Raw genomic sequence first — 21,455 nt, 5'->3', positions numbered from 1 at the left:
GACTAACCAGCGGACCCCCGGAGGGCTGCCCCTGTTCGCCGTGGGCGTGACCTCGCTTCGCCCAGTGGGCAGGCGGGGTGTGGTGGGTACCCTCGGGGCATGGAGCAGCCCGTCGTCGGCCTCGTCGTCCACCCCACCAAGAACGTGCAGGAGTCCGTCGCGACCCTGCAGCGGTGGAACGCCTCCGGACAGGGGCGGCTCGTCGCACGCCGCTCGGACGCGCAGCGCCTGGGCGGCGGTGTGGACGTGGTCGACGAGGACGACTTCACCGAGCAGATCGACCTCGTCGTGGCGCTCGGCGGGGACGGCACGATGCTCGGGGCGATGCGCCTGGTGGCCAAGCGCCCGGTGCCGGTGCTCGGCGTCAACTACGGCAACGTCGGGTTCCTCGTCGAGATCGAGCCGCCGGAGCTCGAGGCGGCGCTCGACCGGTTGTCCGCCGGCGAGTACCAGCTCGAGCCGCACCACGCGCTCGAGGCCCGGCTGTCCTGGAGCGGTGCACGGACCGACTACCTGGCGTTCAACGACCTCACCGTGGTGCGACGCCCCGGCGCCGGCCAGGTCTCCGCCGACCTGAGCGTCGGCGGGCTCGGCTACGGCTACTACCGCGCGGACGCCATCGTCGCCGCCACCCCGGCGGGGTCCACCGCGTACAACTACGCGGCCGGCGGTCCCGTGCTCTCCCCCGCGCTCTCCGGCTCCGTCGTGACCCCGGTGGCGCCGATGGCCGGGATCGACCGCGCCGTGGTGCTCGCCGCGCGGGAGCGCTACCGACTCGACATCGCCGAGGGCACGAGGAGCGCCGCACTCGAGGTCGACGGACTCGTCGTCGGCGAGGTCGCGACCGGGGCGCAGATCGACGTCCGGCTGCGGAAGGACGCCGCGAGCGTGGTCCGCCTGGACGCCGAGCGGCACGGACGCACCGGTCGGGTGAAGCTCAGCCTGCTCGACCTGCCCGTCCGCCCGGACCAGCTCATCGAGCTCATCCCCCAGGACCTGCGGCAGCGGCTGAACCGCGACCTCGAGGACGGCTGACGACGGGACGGCGGCCAGGACCCGTCGGCAGACAGACGAGTGGCCCGCCCAGGCAGTGCCTGGACGGGCCGTCCCATCACCCCACCGGACCGCCTTCCCACAGGACGGCCCGGTTCCCCGTGCCGGCACTGACGCGCCGGCCGAAGCCTGCTGACCTCAGTCGGTCAGGTACAGCTGCATGTCCTGGCTCACGGCCTTCGCGAACAGGCGCAGCTTCGCACGGGACTCGACGCGGCTGACCGCCTGTCGGGTCGTGTGCACGATCTTCGAGATCTCGTCGAGCGTCATCGGCTTGTCGTCGTCCAGGCCGTAGCGCATCCGGATGACGTTCGCCTCGTCGCTCGGCAGCTCCGCGACGATCGAGCGGATGTCGCGGTGCAGGAGCGTCGTCTCGGTGAGCTCGTTCGGGCTCGCGGCGTCCTCGTCCTCGATGAAGTCGCCGAGCTCGCTGTCGTCCGAGTCGCCGACCACGGTGTGGATCGAGACCGGCTCGTGCGAGCGGCCCTTCAGGTCGAGGAGCTCCTCGGTGCTCATGCTGAGCTCCGCGGCGACCTCGTCGGGCATCGGCGCACGGCCGAGGTCGACGGTCAGGTCGCGCTCGGTGCGCGAGATCTTGTTGATGAGCTCGACGGTGTGCACCGGGATGCGGATCGTGCGGGCCTTGTCGGCGAGACCACGCGAGATGGCCTGGCGGATCCACCAGGTGGCGTACGTCGAGAACTTGTAGCCCTGCGTGAAGTCGAACTTCTCGACGGCACGCACGAGGCCGAGGTTGCCCTCCTGGATGACGTCCATGAACGGCAGGCCGCGCTGCGAGTACCGCTTCGCGATGCTCACGACGAGGCGGAGGTTCGAGGTGATCATGCGCTCCTTGGCGCGCTCACCGTCGCGGACGAGCCAGCGCAGCTCGCGCTGCAGGGTCTTGTCGATGCCCGGCTCCGTGGCGAGCTTCTCCTCGGCGAACAGCCCGACCTCGATGCGGCGGGCGATGTCCGCCTCCTCCTCGGCGGTGAGGAGCGAGAGGCGGCCGATGTGGCGCAGGTAGTCACCGACCTGGTCGACCGAGGCGCCGCGGACACCCGCGAGCTGCTCGTCGGCTTCGACCTCGGTGTCGAGCGTGGTGGTCTCCACCGCGGCGTCCGCGGTCTTCGCTGCTGCAGCCTTCTTGGTGCGGCGCGCGGTGGTGCCAGTGGTCGTCGTCTTCGGTGTTGCGGTCGCGATCGTCATGGTGACTCTCCCTGCGGTTCGACGGTGATGGCCTCGGTGGGGGGTGTTGACGAGTAAAGCGGTCCCGAGGTGTACCCCACAAACCGATCGGATCGATTCCCAGGGAACCTCGTGCTTCACCGCCGGAACTGTCCCCCACGGGGTACGTCCTGGTCGACAGCATGGTCCGCCTCGATGCCCGGGCGCAAGGGGATGTCGCCGTGTTTCCGCTGTTGCAGGGGTGTTTCATCGACGTTGCCGAGGGTGTACCCCGGCCGACCGCGTCCCGTGGACACGAAAACGGGGTACGTCGGCCGGGATCGGTTCGATCCGGCGTGACGTACCCCGAAGGAGGACGATCTGGGGCTCACCAGGAGGGCTCGAGCCACCCGTCCCGTCGCTTCGAGACCTCGAGGTCGGCGTCGCGGTCGAACTCGTCGTACTCGCTCTCGATGTCGCCGACGAGGCTGCGACCGGTGAAGACGTGCGTGGTGGACATGCCGACGATGCTCACGCCGCCGGGCGACGGCGCGGTGAACGGCCGGTGACCGGGAGCGGACGGTCAGACGTCCACGTCGTCCTCGTCGAGGTCGTCCTCGTCGTCGTCCAGCCAGGACGCGTCACGGACCGCGTCGGGCAGCACCGGGTGTCCGAAGGCGTCTTCGGCGTCGAGGTCAGCAGGATCCACCGCGTCAGTGCACCACCGACGGGTGAACGCAGGGTGAAGCGGCTACTCGGCCGAGGTCGGTGCCGGGGCGGGACGGCCGTGCTCGCGCTCGAAGCGGGCGCGCTCTTCGGCCTCGACCTTCGCGTAGGCAGCGCGCTCCGTCCGGTCGGCCCGCATGATCGCGCGCATGACGAACCAGAAGATGAGGCCGACGACGATCGTCGGCGTCACGGCGAAGATGATCCCGGTCACGACTCCCTGCGGCACCCGGCGATCATAACCCGGCCGACCGTGGGAGGCGCCGTGCGGGGCGGACCCGCACCGCGCCTCCAGGCCGGGTGGGACGTGACCGGTCCGTCTACTTGACCAGCGGGAACAGGATCGTCTCGCGGATGCCGAGCCCGGTGATCGCCATCAGGAGGCGGTCGATGCCCATGCCCATGCCGCCCGACGGGGGCATGGCGTGCTCGAGGGCACGGAGGAACTCCTCGTCGACGCGCATCGCCTCGGGGTCGCCGCCCGCGGCGAGCTTCGCCTGCTCGACGAAGCGCTCACGCTGCACGACCGGGTCGACGAGCTCCGAGTAGGCCGTCGCGAGCTCGAAGCCGCGGACGTACAGGTCCCACTTCTCGACCACGCCGGGACGCGTGCGGTGCTGCCGCGTGAGGGGCGAGGTGTCGACCGGGAAGTTCATCACGAACGTCGGGGCGTACAGCTCGTCCCCGTTGAAGTGCTCCCACAGCTCCTCGACGTACTTGCCGTGCGTGGCGTGCGCGACTTCGACGCCCTCGGCGTCGGCGAGCGCCTGCAGCTCCGACAGCGGGGTCTCCGGGGTGATCTCGTGACCCGACGCCTCGGACAGGGACTCGTACATGTCCATGCGCGCCCAGTCGCCACCGAGGTCGTAGTCGGAACCGTCCGGCAGCGTGACGACGAGCGAGCCGCCCGTGACGGCCTTCGCGGCGTTCTGGACGAGCTCCTGCGTCAGGTCGGCCATCTGCTCGTAGTTGCCGTACGCCTGGTAGGCCTCGACCATCGCGAACTCGGGCGAGTGCGACGAGTCGGCGCCCTCGTTCCGGAAGTTGCGGTTGATCTCGAAGACGCGGTCGATGCCGCCGACGACCGCGCGCTTGAGGAACAGCTCGGGCGCGATGCGCAGGTACAGCTCGGTGTCGAACGCGTTCGAGTGCGTGACGAACGGGCGGGCGGACGCACCGCCGTGCTGCGTCTGGAGCATCGGGGTCTCGACCTCGAGGTACTCGTGGCCGGTGAAGGTGCTGCGCAGGGACGCCATCACCGCGGCACGGGCACGGACGGTCGCGCGGGCCTGGTCGCGGACGATGAGGTCGAGGTACCGCTGGCGGACCCGGGTCTCCTCGTTGAGCTCGTTGTGCAGGTTCGGCAGGGGCAGGATCGCCTTGGCCGCCATCGCCCAGTCGTCGACCATGATCGACAGCTCGCCACGGCGCGAGGAGATCACGCGGCCGTGAACGAAGACGTGATCGCCGAGGTCGACGAACTCCTTCCAGCGGGCCAGGGAGTCGTCGCCGACCTCGGCCAGCGAGACCATGGCCTGGATGCGGGAGCCGTCGCCGGACTGCAGGGACGCGAAGCAGAGCTTGCCGGTGTTGCGGGAGAACACGATGCGGCCGGCGATGCCGACGACGTCCTGGGTCTCCTCGCCGGTCTCGAGGTGGGCGTACTGCTCGCGGACCGCGGGGATCGTCGTGGTGATCGGGAGCTCGGCGGGGTAGGCGTCGATCCCGGCGTCGAGGAGCTTCGTCCGCTTGTCGAGCCGGACCTGTCGCTGCTCGCTGGTCTCCTCGGCGGACAGGGCTTCTGCGGCGGTCTCTTCGCTCATTGCTGGTGCGGCTCCGATGGGGTCGTGGGGGACGCTCCGATGGTACCCGGCGCTTCGCGCTCGGACGGGCGCTCGTCGGCGCGGGCGGCCGCACGTCGGCGCGGGCGGCCGCACGTCGGCGCGGGCGGCCGCACGGCGGGGCGGGCGGCCGCACGGCGGGGTGGGGGCGCTCGCCCGCGTCAGGGGGCCAGGCGCGCCTCGACCACGAAGTTGTCGCGGGACGGGCCGCCGTCCGGTCGTTCCAGGCAGGTGATGACCACGAGCCGCCCCGGGACGTCCGCCCACACCGTGGCGTCGCCGCTGATCGACGGCTTCGGCACCGTCCTGGTCCCCGTCACGACGTAGCGGGCGCCCGCGACCTCGACGGCGTCGCCGACCCCCACCCGCGACGTGCCCGACGCCGTGTCGTACAGCGCGTTGCCCGGACCGACCCCGCCGCCGCGCAGGGAGTGCATCGCGATGAAGACCGTGCCGCGCTCCGGGGTCCGGACGCCGGTGCCGAGGTCCCGGATCCAGAACGCGTCCGTGAAGGTCGGCGGCTGCACCTCGTGGTCGACCGTGACGAGGGACCGCAGTGGGACGTCGAGCCCCGCGGACGGCACCCGGAACGCGTCGCCGTCAGCGGCCCGGACGGCCATCCGGCGCACGGCGGCCGGGGACGGTGCGAGCCCGGGGGCGGCGTCGACGCGGTTGCCCCGGAGGTCGGGGAGCGACGGGGTCGCCGGCGGACGCTCCCCCTGCTGGACGATCCCGACGACGCCGACCACGACGAGCACGCCGGCGACCAGGAGCGCTGCCGTCGTCGCGAGCCGCCGACCACGTCCCGGTCCGCCCGGGCCACCGGGCCGGGTCATGCGGCGCGGTCCCCGAGCACGGCGCGCACCACCTCGTGCACCCGTTCCGCGGCGCGTCCGTCGCCGTAGGGGTTCACCGCGCGGCCCATCGCCCGGTACCGGTCGTCGTCGTCGAGGAGCGCGGCCAGTTCGGCCCGGACGACCGCGCGGTCGGTGCCGATCAGCCGGGAGGCGCCGGCCTCCAGCGCCTCGGGCCGCTCGGTGGTGTCCCGCGTCACGAGGACGGGCGTGCCGAGCGTGGGTGCCTCTTCCTGCACCCCGCCGGAGTCCGTCACGATGCAGTGCGCGACCTGCATCGCCCGGCAGAACGTCGGGTAGTCCAGGGGTGCGTCGACGAGGACGTGGTCGAGACCGGCGAACGCGGGCTCGATCGCCGCTCGGACGATCGGGTTCGGGTGCAGCGGCGCCCAGACGAACACGTCGTCGCGGTCGCGGACGGTGTCGGCGATGCCCGCGGCCGTGTCGGCGAGGCCGCTCTCCCACGACTCACGGCGGTGGCCCGTGACGAGCACGAGGCGGCGTCCGGCGTCGATCGCGGCCTGCACGGGCACCGGGAGCGGTGGGGCCGTTGTGTCGAGGGTGTGCAGGAGCGCGTCGATCACGGTGTTGCCCGTCACGTGCACGGCCGCTGGGTCGGCTCCCTCGGCGAGCAGGCGGTCGGCGGCACGCTGCGTCGGGGCGAGGTGGACCGAGGCGAGCTGCCCGATGACCCGGCGGTTCGCCTCCTCCGGCCAGGGTGACCACAGGTCCGCCGACCGCAGCCCGGCCTCGAGGTGTGCGACCTCGACGTGCGCGTAGTGGGCGGCGAGCGCGGTCACCGCGGCGGCCGAGGTGTCCCCGTGCACGAGCACCAGGTCCGGGCGACGTCGGGCGATGACCGCGCCGACCGCCGTCATCGTCCGGGTGGCGAGGGCGGTGAGGTCCTGCCCGGGCACCGCGACGTCGAGCCGCTCGTCCGGGTCGAAGTCGAAGGTCGCGTACACGGGCTCGAGGAGTCCGGCGTGCTGGCCGGTGTCGACGACCGTCGTGTCGATCGAGCGGTCGGCGCGGAGTCGTCGCACGACGGGGGCGACCTTGATGGCCTCCGGACGCGTCCCGAAGACGACCATGACGTGCGGGTTCACCGGTGACCTCCCGGTCCGGTCGGTCGGAGCGACGAGACGTGCCGGGGCTCCTGGTGGGTGGTGCGCCGGACCGGGCCGGTCCGACGCCGTGCGCCGCGGGCGGAACCACTGCGCGGGGTGGCGATCCGCCGGGCGAGGAGCGCGGCGGACAGCGGGATGCTGACGAGGAGGAGCATGTTCAGCAGGTCGGTGACGAGCAGGTGCTTGTAGATCTCCGACGCCCCCTCCGAGAGCATCACGGCCCAGAACTGCGCCCAGGTCGCGACCGCGGTCACGACGACCGTCGCCCCGAAGGCCGCGGCACGGTCGCCGAGCTGCCGCCGCCGGAATGCGAGGCCGAGGCCGAGCGCGAGGGCGACGATCTGCAGCAGGACGATCGCCGACGGCACGGTCCCGAGGAGCGCCGACACGACCACGACGACGGGGAAGCGGTGCTCCTGCTGCCACGGCTCGGCACCGACGTCCGGTGGGTACGCACCGACGTAACCGAGCACCGGCTGCGTCATCGCCTCGAGCCCGCGGTCGGCCATCCCGACCAGTCGGGCCGGGTGCGTCACGTAGAACAGGGCGATCCGGCCCTGGGAGACCTCCTCGGTGAACCGCGGGAAGTCCGGCCGGTGGACGGCCGCGTTCTCCGACGCCACCGTCGTGCCGCTGCTCGACGCCCAGTCGGCGGGCAGGCCGAACCAGCGGAGGTCGCCCTCGGGGTCCGGGCTGTGCGGGAGCATCTCGACGAAGACCGCGTTGTAGGTGTTGAGCAGCGTGAAGTGCCGCGGCTGTATCGCCGCGTACCCGACGGCGACCCCGGCGAGGGCGACCACGAGCGAGGCCCCGAGGAGACGGGGGACGACGCGGCCGCGGGGACGCGGGCGCCCGGCGCGCGGGTCCGGGTCGCCCCGCCGGCGGCGCGCCTGCGCGACCGGGTCGCCCCGTCCCCGGCGCGCCCGCAGCGGACGCCAGAGCAGCGCGAGGGCCGCGGCGGGCAGGAGGGCGACCATCTGGGTCTTCGCGGTGATCGTGAACACCGTCGCGAGCGAGAAGAGCAGCATGCCCAGCCACGTCGGGTCGCCCCGCCGCCACATCGCCAGCAGGCAGACGACCATGGCCAGGACCCCGAGGAAGCACGCGGCCTCGGAGTACGGGGACACGAAGAACCGCGCGAAGACGCCGTCGCCGACGACCGCGACGACGAGGGCCGCGGCGATCAGCCGGAAGAGCGCACGTCCGGGCAGGAACGCCACGAAGAGCGCGACGAGCACCCCGAACACGAGCACGCAGACGATGCCGACTGCGCGGGTGTCGATGCCGGCGCCCCAGCCGAACAGCGGCGTCAGCACGACGGCCGGCCACACGAGCAGCATCTGGGACGACACGTAGGGTTCGCCGGACCCGCCTGCACCGCACGCCTCGCCCGCCCAGCGGTGCGGCACCCACTGCGTGAAGACGTACTGCGTGCTCGCGGCGTAGTCGTACGGGGCGGTGTTCGCGACCCCGAACGCGCACATCAGCCGCTGGCCGTCCCCCTGGTCCCCCATCCCGACGACGGTCGGGACGAACAGGTGCAGGAGCAGCACCGCGACGGCGAGGCACCCCGCGGCGACGGCCGTGGCCCACCGGCCCCGCGGGTCCTCGGCCGGCCCACCCGGGGCGATCCACCGCCAGACCAGCAGCAGCCAGGCGCTCGCGGCCCGCCGGGAACCGCGGGTCGCCGGCGCCGACGGGGTGGCGACCGGGGCGGGGGCCGTGTCAACCACGGCTGGTCGGGAGGAACGCTCCCGTGGTGAGTCCGGCACGACTGTCTCCTCCGACGGCGCAGTGCAGTGAGTGGGTCCCGTTGGTCTGCTGCACGGCCACGCCGGTGACGAACGTGGTCGGGTAGTCCCCGACGAAGGGGGAGCACATCCGCTCGACGTCCTGCTGCGTCGGATCCCCGGTCGTGACGTCGAGCCAGGCGTTCACGTCCTGGCTGCTGTGCGGTGCCGAGCAGGGCACGGCCGTCCCGGTCGGCTCCCACGTGCCGTCCGGCCGAGCCTGCTGCCGGTAGCACTGCCGCACGTCGGCGGACGAGCGGGTGGGGAGCACGCCCTCGAGCGAGCGGGTCACGGTGCGCGGTCCGCCACCGGTGCCGACGAGCCCGACGGCGCACGTGACCGCGCGGTCGCCGTCCGCCCACTCGGCAGCGGTCGGCCAGTACGCCCAGGTGGCGAGCGGGACGACCCCGTCGCGTTCCGCGGCCCCGACGAACGCCCGCGCCTGCTCGTACCCGCACAGCCGGCTCGTCAGCCGCTGCAGGACCTGCTGCGTCGGACGCTCCCGCTGGTCGGCCGGGGACCCGGTCAGCTCGGTGGTCGCGGACACCTGCAGCGTGTGCTCGTCGTCGCAGTCGACCGCGGGGGCACCCAGGCTGACCGCCGTGACCTCGGCGAGGTAGCGGAGGTCGAAGCACGTGCCGACCGGCGCCGGGGTCGAGGCCGCCGGCGGCTGACGGTCGAGCACCCCGCACCCGGCGGTGGCGCCGACGACCAGGACGGCGGCGGCCGCCCCGACGACGCGTCCGAGCGTGCGGGACGCCGACACTCCGAGCACCCGGCGCATCAGGCCCGCCGCCGCCCGGCGCGACGCACCCCGATGCCGGCGCCAGCGCCAGCGCCCACGCCAGCCCCCACGCCAGCGCTTGTGCCTGCCGCGTGTTCCGTGCCCGCGCGACGGGGCCCACCGTCGGCACGCCGTGCCCGGCCGGCAGCACGACGGACCCCGGTCCCGCGCGTCCGGTCCTGTGCGGTCCCCCGGCGCCGACCCCGGACCGACACGACGACCTGCAGCAGCACCGCCCCGGCGAACCCGAAGATCACGAACAGCGACCCGACGTACTCGTGCACGACGTCGAAGCCCGCCGTGCCCCAGCGCTGCAGTGCCACCGACGACCCGACGTACCGGATGACGTTGCAGGCCACGGCGATCGCCAGCGCCCCGAGGAGCGCGATGGCCGCTCGACGGAACGGCACCGAGCCGAGCAGCATGAGCACGCCGCCGAGCGCGAGCAGCGGCACGAGCAGCACCACGGTCGAGCACATCGGCGTGATCTGGATGCCGTGCACGTCCTGCGTGCCGATGCCGAAGTAGATGACGTCGACGGCCGCGTTCGACCGTCCGTCCGTGAACTGTCCGACCACCCAGGCCGTGACCTCGGCCTCGACCGTGCGGAAGGTCGGCTGGACGACGAGGAGCGCCGCGGCGAGCGCGAGGAGCAGCAGTCCGACGGCGCGGCGGGGGCCCGCGGACGGGACGACGGGGGCGGTCACGGCGTGCGACACGTCAGGCCTCCTTGGCGACGAACAGGTGGTCGGTCTCCGCGTTGCGGCGGGTCTTCGCCCAGCCGTTGCGGGAGGTCAGGATGCGGGTGAAGGCCCGCGGCACGCAGACGTAGCTCTGGTACATGTAGATCCAGTAGCCGAGCGCCCACCCGAGCGTGGTGCCGAGCCCCGTCCGCTCCCCGATGTGCCGGCGGTAGATGAGCGGCCACAGCGCGAACGGCGCGATGCCGGTGATGACGACGAGCGGCAGGAGCCACCAGGCCTCGGCGAACCAGGCCCAGAACGAGCCCTCGGAGACCGATCCCTGCGCGACCATCGCGACGAACACGGTCGGCCAGAGCAGGACGCCGGCCATCTGCAGGTACGGCTGGACCAGGAAGTAGCTCGCCTCGAGCGCCCCGGCGTTGGTCACGTGCGGCGAGGTGAAGATCCGCAGGAGGTACCGCGCGCACTGCATGCCGCCCTGGCACCAGCGCGTGCGCTGCGTGAGCAGGCGCCGGGTGCCGGGGAGCGCCTCCTGCTCGACGTGGGTGTCGTGCAGGTACACGTTCCGGAACCCGGCGAGCATCACGTGCACGCCGAGCTCGTAGTCCTCGAGCAGCGATCCGTGCCACGGCGTCCGCTCCCCCTGGGCGATGGCGTCGAGGGCGCTGAGCCGGGTGAACTGCCCGTTGCCGCCGAGCCCGACGGAGAGCGTCCGGCCGCGCAGGCACTGCATGGCCGCGATGGTCGTGCGGAACTCGATGTCCTGCATCCGGATCAGGTACCGGGACCACCAGCGGCCGAGCCGACCGGGGGCCGCGCCGGCGGGGTCGCGGTCGTCGCGGTTCGACATCCACACCGCGGCCTGGCACGCGCCGGTCGCGGGGTTGCCGAACGCGTGGCGGCCGGCGGCCTGCCGGAGGGCGTTCTCGGCGAGGATCCCGTCCGCGTCGACGACCACGACGACGACCGCAGAACGGTCCGTCCCGGCCGGCAGCCACGCGTCGAGCTGCGCGTAGGCGGCGTTCAGCGCGTCGCCCTTGCCGGTGCGCGCGGCCGGACGGCGGCGCTGCACGAGGTGCACGTGCGGGTCGACCGCCGCCCGCTCGGCGATGATCGTCGCGGACCGGTCGTCGCTGTCGTCGTCGATGACCCAGACGTGCATCGCCGGGAACCGGGAGCGCATCCGTTCGATGGTCGCGCCGATCACGACCTCTTCGTCGCGGCAGGGCACGAACGCGTGCCACGTGAACGCGTCGGCGTCGCCCTCGCGATCGGGACGGCGCCGGAGGAACGGCACGAGGATGGCGAGGACGTAGGCCAGGAAGACCACGAGCAGGACGAAGGCGAGGATCTGCGCGGACTCGGTTGCGGACACGGTGGACGGCTCCAGGGGGTTCGAGGCCCGTGGCACCGCGTCGTGCTGTCGACGCGGTGCCACGGGAGGGGCCGACCGTGGTGAGGGGTCGACCGCAGGTGCCGGACGGGACCTGAGCCCGTCGGCGGGAGGCCGGTGGTCGCCCGAGGGAGGGCGACCACCGGCGGGGACCGCAGGGCACGCGATCGTGCGACGGTTCCCCGTGGGGTGCGACACCGTCCCGACACGGTGCCGCACCCCGAGCGGTGCGGCGGTGGATCCGGTGCGCTACCCGAGCGAGCCGGAACGCTGCTGGCGTCGTCGGTACAGCGTGCGGATGCCGATGAAGGCCACGATCGCGATGCCCACCGCCAGCAGGAGGAACGGGCCGAAGGTGGTCTGCGACCCGGCGACGACCGCGCCGCCGGTCAGCACCGCGGGTCCGACGATCCCGCTGCCGCTGCCGGTGTACATCAGCGAGCGACCGCGAGGGCCTGACGACGACGGACCACCGTGAGGGCGAACGCCGCGGCGACGAGCAGACCGACACCGCCCGCGATCCCGGCCGAGGCGGGGTTCACGATCGGGACGGCGGCACGGCCGGCGTTCGGACCGGCGGTCGCCGAGGCGAGGTCGACGGTCGTCAGCGAGCCGGCGTTCAGCAGGCCGACACGGAGCGCCGTCTGCGTGAAGGCGCCGTCGGCGCCGGTGGTCTTCACGTTGACGTTGAGCTGCGCGATGCCGTCGATCGCGGTCCGGAGCGGGCCGGTGAGGGTCGTGCCGAGCCCGGCCAGGACCGGAGTCAGCGTCGCGGTCGCCACGCCGAGCACGGCACCCACGAGTCCGCCGACAACGCCACCCGCCGCCACCGCGGCCTGCGCGTCCGCCAGCACCTGGTTGACGGTCCGCGTGACCTGCGCCGTGACCGCTGCGGGCACGTACTGCAGCAGGTTCGTGTTCGCCGGCAGCTGGTTGATGTCCGACACCCCGGCGACCGCGAGCAGTTCGGCCAGCGACACCTGGACGGTGCCGGTGGCCGAGATCGGGTTGGTGACCCCGAGCGCGTTCGTGACGGGCTGCAGCGTGCTGCGCAGGCTGGCGAGCGTGCTCGCCAGCGTCGTCCCGCCGACGTTCACGGTGAGCGCGCCCACCGTGTACTGCCCGCTCTGCGACCCGTCGACCGCCTGCTGCGCCGATGCGGCGAGGGCGCCGGCACGGACGTCCAGGCTGACGGCGGAGGTCGGCGCACCGAGCGAGATCTGCGCACTGCTGTTGCCCGCCGGTGCCCCGAGGTTCGAGGCCGAGACCTGGTTCGCCGCGACGCCGATCAGGCTCGGCGCCTGGCTCACCGCGCCGGAGAACGCTGCGGAGGACCCGTCCGCGTTCGCCACCGCGTACTGCCCGACCGCGCCGAGCTGGATGATGCCGTTGTCGCCGAACAGGTTCACGCCACCGCTCTGCAGCCCCACGGACTGCAGGGCCGTGGCGTCGAGCGGGGTGTTCGCGACGACGTCCGCCGAACCGTCCGCGTTGACGGCCGATGCGCCGCGGAGCGACGCGATCGAGTCGAGGGTGCCTGTGGTGAGCAGCGTGGTCGACACGAGCCGGCCGTTCGCCTGGGAGACCACGGGCGCTGCCTGCGCCGCGGTGGGGATGAGGAGGGTGAGCGCGACTCCGAGAGCGGTCGCCGAGGCGACCCCTGCGGAGGTCGCGGCAAGGGTGTGCCGCGGCATAGGGGAAACTCCATCTGATCTCTGGGTGAGGACCCGCCTGGTGAGAGCGAGCCGTGCGGATCCGCCTGGTGAGGACGGGTCCCGACCCGCTTCCGCTGGTGAGACGGAGCTGAGCCGATCTCGACGCTAGCAGGATGCACAGGGAGAGCACGACCCCCGGTCCGTGCCCCTCTTCGGGGGTCGACGGTCGGGTCCGCTACAGCGCGGCCTGTCCGTCGGCCGCCGCGAGCGCGTTGTCGACCGCTGACCGCACCAACGCACCGAGTACCCGGCCCGGCCGCTCGACGCCGATCCCGGACAGCGTGCCGGCGGACTGGTCGACGATCGCGGTCGAGAACGACACCGCCGCACGCACGGCGTCGGCGTACGCGGGCCGGTCCTGCTCCGCGACGACGAAGGGCTCCGCCCCCATCTCGACGACCAGGGCCTGCGCGATCGGGAGCACGGGCGCCGGCGCGGTGACGGCGCAGTACGCGTCGCGGAGGCGCGTCAGGTCGACGCTCGTGCCCGTGAACGCCATCGCCGGGTGGATCGCTAGGGGGATCGCGCCGGCCGCGAGCGCCGGTGCGAGCACACCGACGCCGTGGTCCGGGCTGGTGTGCACGACGAGCTGCCCGGGCTGCCAGATCCCCGCGTCGGCGAGCCCCCGCACGAGCTCCGCCAGCTGGTCGTCGGGCACCGCGAGCAGGACGAGCTCGCTCCGCTCGACCAGGTCCGGGGTCCCCAGCACGGGGGCACCCGGGAGCATCGCCTCGGCGCGGTCGCGTCCCGCGTCCGACACGGCGGTCACCCCGACCACCGCGTGCTCCGCGTTCGCGAGCGCTGCGCCGAGGACCGGTCCCACCTTCCCCGCGCCGACGACGCCGACCCCGAGTCGACCCGCCCTCACCGTGCGGCTCCCGGTGTCGGGACGTCGCCCCAGCCGGGAGGCGCGGTGCGGGTCGACGGGAACGCGTCGCCGGACGGGGTGGTCGCGCTGGTGCCCGACGTGGCGGGGCCGCGCCGTGCCTCCCGTTCGCGCCAGCGGTGTGAGGTGTCCGCCGCGGCCGCCTCGACCGCGCGGTGCGCGGTCTCCGACCACAGGCGCTGCGCGTCGCGCGCGTCGAGCGCACCGACGCGCGCCGAGACCGGCCCGTGCACGGTGTGCACGTGTGCCGAGGCGAGTCGCAGCCAGCGCTCGAGGGGCCCCTGCTCGACCTTGACGCTCTGCACGCGGGGCAGCGGCACGATCACGAGCGACCGCCACACCGCACCGAGCCGGAGCAGCACCGCGCCTGGCACGAACCGGTAGCCGTTGCGGCGGAAGGACAGCGGGCGGAGCCACGCGCCCCGTCGGGGCGAGTGCACGAAGCCGCCGCGGTCGCCGGTCGTCGTGAGGCTCTCGTCGACGACGTCCACGGCCTCGGACGCGCCCTCGCGGAGTGCCGCGCGGGACGCCGACGGTCCGGCCACTGCCGTGCCGACGAGCCCGGGCAGGATGATGTCGAGGACCTGGCGGACGTCCTCGGCCCGGCCCACCGGCAGCACGATCGACGACGCCTGCTGGTTGTTCGACGCACCGTTCCCGGCGTTCGTCGCCCGGTTGATGCGCACGTCCCACCACCCGAACGGCCGCCACAGCAGGGGTTGCGCCACGCTGACGGCGTGGATGCGTCCCGGCGGGAGCGTCTCGTTCGACGTGGAGACGAGCCCGAAGCCGATCCGGATGCCGTCGCGGGTGTCCGCGATCGTGTACTGCAGCGACCGGGAGAACTTCCGGACGTAGTACCCGCCCGCACCGATGACGGCGGGGAACAGGCCGAACAGGATCCCGTACTCGCCGGTGAGCGCGACGCTGACGATCATCGCGGCGACCGCCAGCAGGATGAACACCGTCGTGCCGGACAGCAGCATCGAGGCGATCAGTCGACCGGGGTGCACCTTCACGACGCGGGTGGCGTGCACGGCGCCCGGGTCGAGCTCGGGCGAGAACAGCTCCTCGACGCGGTCCTGCAGCGGGCCGTACGACGTGCGCTCCACCGCCGGGTCGTCGTCCTTCGCGCCGGATGCGAGCACGAGGATGCGGGAGCGGAGGTCGTCGGCCGCCCGGGCCCCGAGGTACGCGAGCTGCACGTTCGCGTCGTTGCCGGCCTGGGCGATCTCGAGCTTCGCCGTGCCGACGATCCGCGGGATGATCGGCCGCGAGATGTTGATGCCCTGGATCCGGTCGAGCCGGGCCCGGCGGTTCGTGCGGAAGAGCACGCCCGACCGCACCTCGACGATCTCGCCCGTGACGCGGAACTCGTGCATCCGCCACGACAGGTAGAAGAGCCCGATCAGCACGATCAGCAGCACCACGATCCCGAGCAGCACCCACCCGACGGCGCCGTGCTCCCACACGTAGCGGACCGGGTCGCCGTCGTCCTGGGGACCTGCGCCGGGGATGACGAACTCGAGCAGCTGGTCGCGGAGGTTGTTCAGCACGTACCCGAGCACGACGATGAGCACGATGCCGCCCTTGAGGAGCGGTGTCAGCGGGTGCAGGCGGTGCCACTCGCCGTCGGTCAGGGGCGCTGCGGCGGCGGCGTCGCCCTTCGTGGGCGGTGCCGGTGGCGGTGGTCCGGGTCGGAAGGTCACGGTGCCCCCTACAGCCCGGCGCGACGGGTCTCGGCGAGCTCGACGAGCCGGTCGCGCAGCGCGTCGGCGTCGGCAGCGGGGATGCCCGGGATGCGGACGTTCGTCGAGGCGGCCGCCGTCACGAACTTCAGCTCGCTCAGGCCGAGCACGCGGTCGAGCGGGCCGCGGTTCACGTCGACGAGCTGCATCCGGCCGTACGGCACCGCGGTGAAGCGCTGCCACATCAGGCCGCGGCGGAGCACCAGGTCGTCGTCGCGCAGGGCGTACCCGATCGCACGGACCCGACGGGGCGTGAGGACCGCGGTCACGAGTGCGACCACGGCCACGACGATCGCGATGAGGCTCCACACGGTGCCGGCGGTCTGGCCGAAGCCGTCGTTCAGCACCGCGAACAGCACGCAGCCGGCGGTGAGCACGAGCCCGACGAGCACCGTGCTGACGAGCTCGGTCCAGACGAGCTTCGGCGACACCCGCGTCCACGTGGTCCCGGTCAGGCCGAGGCCCGGCTCGTCGAGTCGTTCCAGCGGCATCACGGCCTCCTGCGGTCGTCGGTCAGTTCGCCGTCGTGCCGCCTCTGGGGAGGTCGTCGTCGTCGTCACCCGGGGGTGGCGCGATGCACATGCGCTCGGCGACGATCGCGCACACCACGAGCACGGCACCGCCCCCGACCGCCACGGCGTTCGGCAGGACCGAGCCTAGCGGCGGCAGCGCGGAACGGGTCAGGACGTACACCAGGAGCCCCGCGCCGAAGCCGCCGAACAGCGCGCCCGCGACGCTCGACGCCTTCGCGAGGACCACGACGCGCGTCGCGTAGAGCGGGTCGACGGCGCGCTGCCGGGACGCCCCGTCGCGAGCATGCCGCCGCACCGGGCGGGCCATCAGCACGACGGCGACGCCGATCAGGGCGAGGGTCGCGCCGAGCGGGGTGGACAGGAACAGCGTGGGCGCCTGGCGCGAGGCCAGCACCGCGTCGAGCGCGAAGCCGGCGACGGCCGCCACGAGCGCGACGCTGACGAGGGTGGAGGCGCGGGTCGGCTTCACGCGGTCGGCTCCGGTGCGACCGGCTCCGACCGGGAGGCGCGGGTCGGACGGGAAGCGCGGGTGGGCTCGTCGAACAGGCGCGGCTCGTCGACACGCTCGGTGTCGTCCCCGACCGCCGCGAGCAGGTCGGCCACCGGTCCGGCACCCGGCAGCACGGCGTCCGGGTCGGCGTCGAGCCACGGCGCGAGCACGAACGCCCGTTCTCCGGCGCGCGGGTGCGGCACCGTCAGGGTGGGCGTGTCGAGCACGAGGTCGTCGATCGCCACGACGTCGAGGTCGAGCGTCCGGTCGCCCCAGCGCACCTCGCGGGTGCGGCCGTGCTCGTCCTCGATCCCGTGCAGCGCGTCGAGGAGTTCCTGCGGGCCGAGGTCCGTGTCGACCACGACGACGCCGTTCCGGTACCGCGGCTTCGTCGTGTCGAGGCCGTCCAGGGTCAGCGCGACCGACTCGACCTCGCGGCTCGACGCGACCGGGCGGACGCCGGGCAGGTCGGCGATGGCCCGGGCGGCTGCGCGCAGGGTGCTCCCGCGGTCGCCGAGGTTCGCGCCGAGGGCGATGACCGCCCGGCTCACTCTTCTTCCTCGGACGGGACGGCACCGCCGCGGGTCCGCCGGATCGTGATCGACACGTCGCTGAACGGCACAGTGATCGGCGCCTGCGGCTTGTGCACGGTGACCTCGGTCGCCAGGGCCGCGCGGTGCGTCAGGACCGCGGCGGCGATGCGCTCGGCGACCGTCTCGATGAGGTCCACCGGGTCGCGTTCGATCTCGGCGACGACCTGCTCGGCGAGCACGCCGTAGTGCACGGTGTCGGCGAGGTCGTCGCTGCCGGAGGCGGTGCTCGCGTCGACCTCGACCGCGACGTCGACGACGAAGTCCTGGCCGTCCTGGCGCTCGTGGTCGAAGACGCCGTGGTGGCCCCGGGCGCGGACCCCGGTCAGTCGGATGGTGTCCCTCATGTACGTGCTGCCCTCCAGGCATCCCAGACGTCGAGCACGGCACGCGTCGGTGCCGGGTCGTGCACGCGGACCCCCCAGGCGCCGCGTTCGGCGGCGAGGAGGCTGATCGCGGCGGTGGCGAGGTCGCGGTCCCGCGGTGGGGCGCCGGCAGCGCTGCCGACCCCGTCGAGGAACCGCTTGCGGGAGGCGGCGACGAGCACCGGCAACCCGATCGAGGCGAAGCGTTCGTAGCCGGCCAGGATCTCCCAGTTCTGGACGCCCTGCTTGGCGAAGCCGAGGCCGGGGTCGATCACGACCTGCTCCTGCCGGACCCCGAGCACGATGAGCTCGGCGACGCGCAGCTCGACCTCGCGGCGGACCTCGTCGACGGCGTGCGCGTACTCGGCGTTGCGGTACATGCGGTCGCTGTGCCCGCGCCAGTGCATCACGACGAAGCCGACGCCGGTGTCGCGGACGACCCGCACCATGTCCTCGTCGGCGAGCCCACCCGAGACGTCGTTGACGATCACGGCGCCGGCCTCGACCGCGAGCTCGGCGGTCGCGGCGTTCATCGTGTCGACGCTCACCGCGATGCCCTCGGACACGAGCTGGCGGACGACGGGCAGCACGCGCTGCTGCTCGACGTCCACGGGGACCCGTTCGGCGCCGGGTCGGGTGGACTCCCCGCCGACGTCGACCAGGTCGGCACCGTCCGCGACGAGCTGCCGGGCGTGGGCCACGGCGGCGTCGTACGCCTGGTGCAGCCCGCCGTCGCTGAACGAGTCGGGCGTGACGTTGAGGATGCCCATCACGCGCGTGCCGTCGGCGACCGTCCGTCCGGCCGCGGTCCGGTCGGCGCGGGTGGACGCGGTCACGATCTCGGGCACCGGTGCAGGCGCCCGGAGGTCGATCGCGACCGTCGGGGGCTCCGCGGCGGCGGCACGGGCGGCGAGCTCGACGTCGCGCGCCGAGCTCGCCTCGGCGAGTCGGCGCGCGCGTCTCGTCGGCAGGTCGGTCATGCCGGCCTAGGCGGGGGCGATACCGGGGTTGCCGAACGGCCGACGGCGGGGCTTCGACGGCGACTCGGTGTCGCCCTGCTCCGCCGCGGTCGAGGCGGCCTTGCCCGGGAACTCGATCGCCGGCAGGTTCGAGACCGGCCGCTTGTCGCTCGAGAGCCACTGCGGGCGCTCGGGCAGCTTGCGGACGTCCTTGAAGATCTCGACGAGCTCCGGCGCGTCCAGCGTCTCCTTGTCGAGGAGCTCGCCGGCCAGGCGGTCGAGGATGTCGCGGTTCGCGTTGAGCACCTGGTAGGCCTCGTCGTGCGCGGCCTCGAGCAGGGCGCGGGTCTCGGCGTCGACGGTCTCGGCGATGTTCTCCGAGTAGTCGCGACCACCGTTGCCGCCCATGTCGCGACCGACGAACGGCTCGCTCGACCCGGAGCCGAGCTTGACCGACCCGACCGCACGGCTCATGCCGTACTCGGTGACCATCTTGCGCGCGGTCGACGTGGCCTTCTCGATGTCGTTCGAGGCGCCGGTCGTCGGGTCGTGGAAGACGATCTCCTCGGCCACGCGGCCACCCATGGCGTACGTCAGCTGGTCGAGCAGCTCGTTGCGGGTCACGGAGTACTTGTCCTCGAGCGGGAGCACCATCGTGTAACCGAGGGCACGGCCGCGCGGCAGGATCGTGATCTTCGTGACCGGGTCGGTGTGCCGCATCGCCGCAGCCGCCAGGGCGTGCCCGCCCTCGTGGTAGGCGGTGATGAGCTTCTCCTGGTCGGACATGATCCGGGTGCGGCGCTGCGGGCCGGCCATCACGCGGTCGACGGCCTCGTCCAGCGCACGGTTGTCGATGAGCTGCGCGTTCGAGCGGGCGGTCAGGAGCGCGGCCTCGTTGAGGACGTTCGCCAGGTCGGCGCCGGTGAACCCGGGCGTCTTGCGGGCGAGGAGCTCCAGGTCGACGCTCGCGGCGAGCGGCTTGCCCTTCGCGTGCACCTCGAGGATCTGCTTGCGACCAGCGAGCGAGGGCGCGTCGACACCGATCTGGCGGTCGAAGCGGCCGGGGCGCAGGAGCGCGGGGTCCAGCACGTCGGGACGGTTCGTCGCGGCGATGAGGATGACGTTCGTCTTGCCGTCGAAGCCGTCCATCTCGACGAGCAGCTGGTTGAGCGTCTGCTCGCGCTCGTCGTTGCCGCCACCGATGCCGGCGCCGCGGTGGCGACCGACGGCGTCGATCTCGTCGATGAACACGATCGCCGGGGCGTTCTGCTTCGCCTGGTCGAACAGGTCGCGGACGCGGCTGGCACCGACGCCGACGAACATCTCGACGAAGTCCGAACCGGAGATCGAGTAGAACGGCACACCGGCCTCACCCGCGACGGCGCGGGCGAGCAGGGTCTTGCCGGTCCCGGGAGGGCCGTACAGCAGCACGCCCTTCGGGATCTTCGCGCCGACGGCCTGGAACTTGGCCGGCTCCTGCAGGAACTCCTTGATCTCGTGGAGCTCCTCGATCGCCTCGTCCGAGCCGGCGACGTCCGCGAAGGAGACCTGCGGGTTCTCCTTGTTGTTCATCTTGGCGCGGGACTTGCCGAACTGCATGACCTTCGAGCCGCCGCCCTGGGCGCTCGAGAGCAGGAACCAGAACAGGGCACCGATGATGAGGAAGGGCAGGATGATGCCGAGGAGCGACAGGAACCAGTTCCCCTGCTGCACGGTGTCGTTGTAGCCCTTGGGGAGGTTGGCGTCGTTGACGGCCTGGATGACCTCTTCGCCACGCGGCGTGGAGTAGTAGAACTGCTCCTTCGCGTTGCCGTCCTTGAGGGTGAGGTCCACGCGCTGCTCGGTGGAGTTCACCACCACGGAGGAGACCTTGCCGTCCGAGAGCTGCTCGAGACCCTTCTGGGTGTCGATCTGCTGGGTGCCGGACTGGCTGATCACGGCCCAGCCGATCCAGATCCCCACGATCGCGATCAGCACGTAGATGTACGGCCCGCGGAGGATGCGCTTGAAGTCCATGTGATCCGGGCACGGAGGCCCGACACCTTTCTCTGCCGGAGTTGCGTGGTCGTCAGCATACGGCCGCGACTCTGTGGCGGGGATGGGTGTCCTCTGCGGGCGAACTCCACACGCTCGACGAGTCGGCCGAGCGGGCCGACCGGACCGTCAGGAGTAGACGTGCGGCGCGAGCACGCCGATGCCGCGCAGGTTGCGGTAGCGCTCGTCGAAGTCCAGGCCGTACCCGACCACGAAGGCGTCCGGGATCTCGAAGCCGGCGTACTTCACGTCGACCTCGACCTTGGCGGCCTCGGGCTTGCGCAGCAGTGCGACGATCTCGACGCTCGCGGCCCCGCGGGACTCCAGGTTCTGCTTGAGCCACGAGAGCGTCAGGCCGGAGTCGATGATGTCCTCGACGATGATGACGTCGCGGCCGTGCAGGTCGGTGTCGAGGTCCTTGAGGATCCGCACCACACCGGACGACTTCGTGCCGGAGCCGTACGACGACACCGCCATCCAGTCCATGCGCGCCTGCATCTTGAGGTGCCGGGAGAAGTCGGCCATCACCATGACGGCGCCCTTCAGCACGCCGACGAGCAGCGGGTCCTTGCCCGCGTAGTCACGGTCGACCGCCGCGGCGAGGTCGGCGAGCTTCGCGTCGATCTGCTCGGGGGTGAAGAGCACTTCGGACAGGTCTGCCTGGACGTCGGAGAGTTCCACCGGTCCAGGGTAACC

23 protein-coding genes are annotated in these 21,455 nt (G+C 72.7%); 1 reads left to right on the top strand and 22 read right to left on the bottom strand.

Annotated elements, in window-relative coordinates; translation table 11 throughout:
• Nucleotides 1-99 precede the first annotated feature (99 nt).
• Nucleotides 100-1,035 carry an NAD(+)/NADH kinase gene (locus tag LQK89_RS00730; protein WP_141859782.1) on the top strand — a complete coding sequence of 312 codons (936 nt, stop codon included), beginning with the start codon at nt 100-102 and terminating at the stop codon, nt 1,033-1,035.
• A 156-nt stretch (nt 1,036-1,191) separates the two neighbouring features.
• Here the strand turns inward: LQK89_RS00730 and LQK89_RS00725 are convergent, their stop codons facing one another.
• From LQK89_RS00725 to hpt, 22 genes are all read right to left on the bottom strand, one after another.
• Nucleotides 1,192-2,262, bottom strand: coding sequence for a sigma-70 family RNA polymerase sigma factor (locus LQK89_RS00725; RefSeq protein WP_058742232.1), 1,071 nt, complete (start codon nt 2,260-2,262; stop codon nt 1,192-1,194).
• Between the two features lie 346 nt (nt 2,263-2,608).
• Nucleotides 2,609-2,740 (bottom strand): hypothetical protein, encoded by a 132-nt coding sequence (locus LQK89_RS18000; RefSeq protein ID WP_257222155.1) that lies wholly within the window; start codon nt 2,738-2,740, stop codon nt 2,609-2,611.
• A gap of 63 nt (nt 2,741-2,803) precedes the next feature.
• Nucleotides 2,804-2,929: a hypothetical protein gene (locus tag LQK89_RS17995; RefSeq protein ID WP_269145912.1), complete on the bottom strand. Its 126-nt coding sequence runs from the start codon at nt 2,927-2,929 to the stop codon at nt 2,804-2,806.
• 42 nt (nt 2,930-2,971) lie between these two features.
• On the bottom strand, nt 2,972-3,175 hold the full coding sequence (locus tag LQK89_RS00720; protein ID WP_058742233.1) for a hypothetical protein: 204 nt from the start codon (nt 3,173-3,175) through the stop codon (nt 2,972-2,974).
• A gap of 91 nt (nt 3,176-3,266) precedes the next feature.
• Nucleotides 3,267-4,769: a lysine--tRNA ligase gene (gene lysS, locus LQK89_RS00715; protein ID WP_231049836.1), complete on the bottom strand. Its 1,503-nt coding sequence runs from the start codon at nt 4,767-4,769 to the stop codon at nt 3,267-3,269.
• Nucleotides 4,770-4,948: 179 nt separating this feature from the next.
• Complete coding sequence (locus LQK89_RS00710; protein ID WP_231049835.1) at nt 4,949-5,623, bottom strand: class F sortase; 675 nt, start codon at nt 5,621-5,623, stop codon at nt 4,949-4,951.
• Nucleotides 5,620-6,747, bottom strand: a complete 1,128-nt coding sequence (wecB, locus tag LQK89_RS00705; protein ID WP_231049834.1) for a non-hydrolyzing UDP-N-acetylglucosamine 2-epimerase — start codon at nt 6,745-6,747, stop codon at nt 5,620-5,622. The genes LQK89_RS00710 and wecB overlap by 4 nt, the downstream gene beginning before the upstream one ends.
• The gene (gene wsfD, locus LQK89_RS00700) at nt 6,744-8,501 is read right to left on the bottom strand and encodes a glycan biosynthesis hexose transferase WsfD (protein WP_231049833.1); all 1,758 of its coding nucleotides are present in this window, start codon (nt 8,499-8,501) and stop codon (nt 6,744-6,746) included. Before wsfD ends, wecB begins: the two co-directional genes overlap by 4 nt.
• Nucleotides 8,494-9,342 carry a septum formation family protein gene (locus tag LQK89_RS00695; protein ID WP_114850637.1) on the bottom strand — a complete coding sequence of 283 codons (849 nt, stop codon included), beginning with the start codon at nt 9,340-9,342 and terminating at the stop codon, nt 8,494-8,496. The genes wsfD and LQK89_RS00695 overlap by 8 nt, the downstream gene beginning before the upstream one ends.
• Nucleotides 9,342-10,061: an exosortase S gene (gene xrtS / locus LQK89_RS00690; RefSeq protein WP_231049832.1), complete on the bottom strand. Its 720-nt coding sequence runs from the start codon at nt 10,059-10,061 to the stop codon at nt 9,342-9,344. The genes LQK89_RS00695 and xrtS overlap by 1 nt, the downstream gene beginning before the upstream one ends.
• Before the next feature lies 1 nt (nt 10,062).
• Nucleotides 10,063-11,421, bottom strand: coding sequence for a glycosyltransferase family 2 protein (locus LQK89_RS00685; RefSeq protein ID WP_231049831.1), 1,359 nt, complete (start codon nt 11,419-11,421; stop codon nt 10,063-10,065).
• A gap of 267 nt (nt 11,422-11,688) precedes the next feature.
• Entirely contained in the window at nt 11,689-11,874 is a 186-nt protein-coding gene (locus tag LQK89_RS00680; protein ID WP_231049830.1) for a hypothetical protein, read from the bottom strand.
• Nucleotides 11,874-13,133, bottom strand: a complete 1,260-nt coding sequence (locus tag LQK89_RS00675; protein WP_231049829.1) for a PVV-CTERM domain-containing choice-of-anchor G protein — start codon at nt 13,131-13,133, stop codon at nt 11,874-11,876. Before LQK89_RS00675 ends, LQK89_RS00680 begins: the two co-directional genes overlap by 1 nt.
• Before the next feature lie 196 nt (nt 13,134-13,329).
• Nucleotides 13,330-14,022 carry a Rossmann-like and DUF2520 domain-containing protein gene (locus LQK89_RS00670; RefSeq protein WP_231049828.1) on the bottom strand — a complete coding sequence of 231 codons (693 nt, stop codon included), beginning with the start codon at nt 14,020-14,022 and terminating at the stop codon, nt 13,330-13,332.
• On the bottom strand, nt 14,019-15,749 hold the full coding sequence (locus LQK89_RS00665) for a PH domain-containing protein (protein WP_231049827.1): 1,731 nt from the start codon (nt 15,747-15,749) through the stop codon (nt 14,019-14,021). Before LQK89_RS00665 ends, LQK89_RS00670 begins: the two co-directional genes overlap by 4 nt.
• An 8-nt stretch (nt 15,750-15,757) precedes the next feature.
• On the bottom strand, nt 15,758-16,279 hold the full coding sequence (locus LQK89_RS00660; RefSeq protein ID WP_058742270.1) for a PH domain-containing protein: 522 nt from the start codon (nt 16,277-16,279) through the stop codon (nt 15,758-15,760).
• A 22-nt stretch (nt 16,280-16,301) separates the two neighbouring features.
• Nucleotides 16,302-16,790, bottom strand: coding sequence for a DUF3180 domain-containing protein (locus LQK89_RS00655; RefSeq protein ID WP_231049826.1), 489 nt, complete (start codon nt 16,788-16,790; stop codon nt 16,302-16,304).
• A complete protein-coding gene (gene folK, locus LQK89_RS00650) occupies nt 16,787-17,362 on the bottom strand; it encodes a 2-amino-4-hydroxy-6-hydroxymethyldihydropteridine diphosphokinase (RefSeq protein WP_231049825.1) in 576 nt (191 codons plus the stop codon). The genes LQK89_RS00655 and folK overlap by 4 nt, the downstream gene beginning before the upstream one ends.
• Nucleotides 17,359-17,748, bottom strand: a complete 390-nt coding sequence (gene folB, locus LQK89_RS00645) for a dihydroneopterin aldolase (protein WP_141859758.1) — start codon at nt 17,746-17,748, stop codon at nt 17,359-17,361. The genes folK and folB overlap by 4 nt, the downstream gene beginning before the upstream one ends.
• Entirely contained in the window at nt 17,745-18,746 is a 1,002-nt protein-coding gene (gene folP / locus LQK89_RS00640) for a dihydropteroate synthase (RefSeq protein ID WP_231049824.1), read from the bottom strand. The genes folB and folP overlap by 4 nt, the downstream gene beginning before the upstream one ends.
• Before the next feature lie 6 nt (nt 18,747-18,752).
• Complete coding sequence (gene ftsH / locus LQK89_RS00635; protein WP_058742467.1) at nt 18,753-20,741, bottom strand: ATP-dependent zinc metalloprotease FtsH; 1,989 nt, start codon at nt 20,739-20,741, stop codon at nt 18,753-18,755.
• Nucleotides 20,742-20,888: 147 nt separating this feature from the next.
• Nucleotides 20,889-21,440 (bottom strand): hypoxanthine phosphoribosyltransferase, encoded by a 552-nt coding sequence (hpt, locus tag LQK89_RS00630; protein ID WP_058742466.1) that lies wholly within the window; start codon nt 21,438-21,440, stop codon nt 20,889-20,891.
• Nucleotides 21,441-21,455: the final 15 nt, after the last annotated feature.

This window comes from Curtobacterium sp. C1 (assembly GCF_021049325.1).
In the GTDB taxonomy this organism is placed as follows: Bacteria; Actinomycetota; Actinomycetes; order Actinomycetales; family Microbacteriaceae; genus Curtobacterium; species Curtobacterium citreum.
Note: the sequence above shows the minus strand (reverse complement) of the source record. Positions and strands in the feature narration are given on the sequence as shown.

What these genes read in the sequence shown, in the direction of transcription:
- LQK89_RS00730 (WP_141859782.1), top strand. Translation starts at nt 100, where the DNA reads ATGGAGCAGCCCGTCGTCGGCCTCGTCGTCCACCCCACCAAGAACGTG.
- LQK89_RS00725 (WP_058742232.1), bottom strand. Translation starts at nt 2,262, where the DNA reads ATGACGATCGCGACCGCAACACCGAAGACGACGACCACTGGCACCACC.
- LQK89_RS18000 (WP_257222155.1), bottom strand. Translation starts at nt 2,740, where the DNA reads ATGTCCACCACGCACGTCTTCACCGGTCGCAGCCTCGTCGGCGACATC.
- lysS (WP_231049836.1), bottom strand. Translation starts at nt 4,769, where the DNA reads ATGAGCGAAGAGACCGCCGCAGAAGCCCTGTCCGCCGAGGAGACCAGC.
- LQK89_RS00710 (WP_231049835.1), bottom strand. Translation starts at nt 5,623, where the DNA reads ATGACCCGGCCCGGTGGCCCGGGCGGACCGGGACGTGGTCGGCGGCTC.
- LQK89_RS00695 (WP_114850637.1), bottom strand. Translation starts at nt 9,342, where the DNA reads ATGCGCCGGGTGCTCGGAGTGTCGGCGTCCCGCACGCTCGGACGCGTC.
- LQK89_RS00680 (WP_231049830.1), bottom strand. Translation starts at nt 11,874, where the DNA reads ATGTACACCGGCAGCGGCAGCGGGATCGTCGGACCCGCGGTGCTGACC.
- LQK89_RS00675 (WP_231049829.1), bottom strand. Translation starts at nt 13,133, where the DNA reads ATGCCGCGGCACACCCTTGCCGCGACCTCCGCAGGGGTCGCCTCGGCG.
- LQK89_RS00660 (WP_058742270.1), bottom strand. Translation starts at nt 16,279, where the DNA reads ATGCCGCTGGAACGACTCGACGAGCCGGGCCTCGGCCTGACCGGGACC.
- folB (WP_141859758.1), bottom strand. Translation starts at nt 17,748, where the DNA reads ATGAGGGACACCATCCGACTGACCGGGGTCCGCGCCCGGGGCCACCAC.
- folP (WP_231049824.1), bottom strand. Translation starts at nt 18,746, where the DNA reads ATGACCGACCTGCCGACGAGACGCGCGCGCCGACTCGCCGAGGCGAGC.
- ftsH (WP_058742467.1), bottom strand. Translation starts at nt 20,741, where the DNA reads ATGGACTTCAAGCGCATCCTCCGCGGGCCGTACATCTACGTGCTGATC.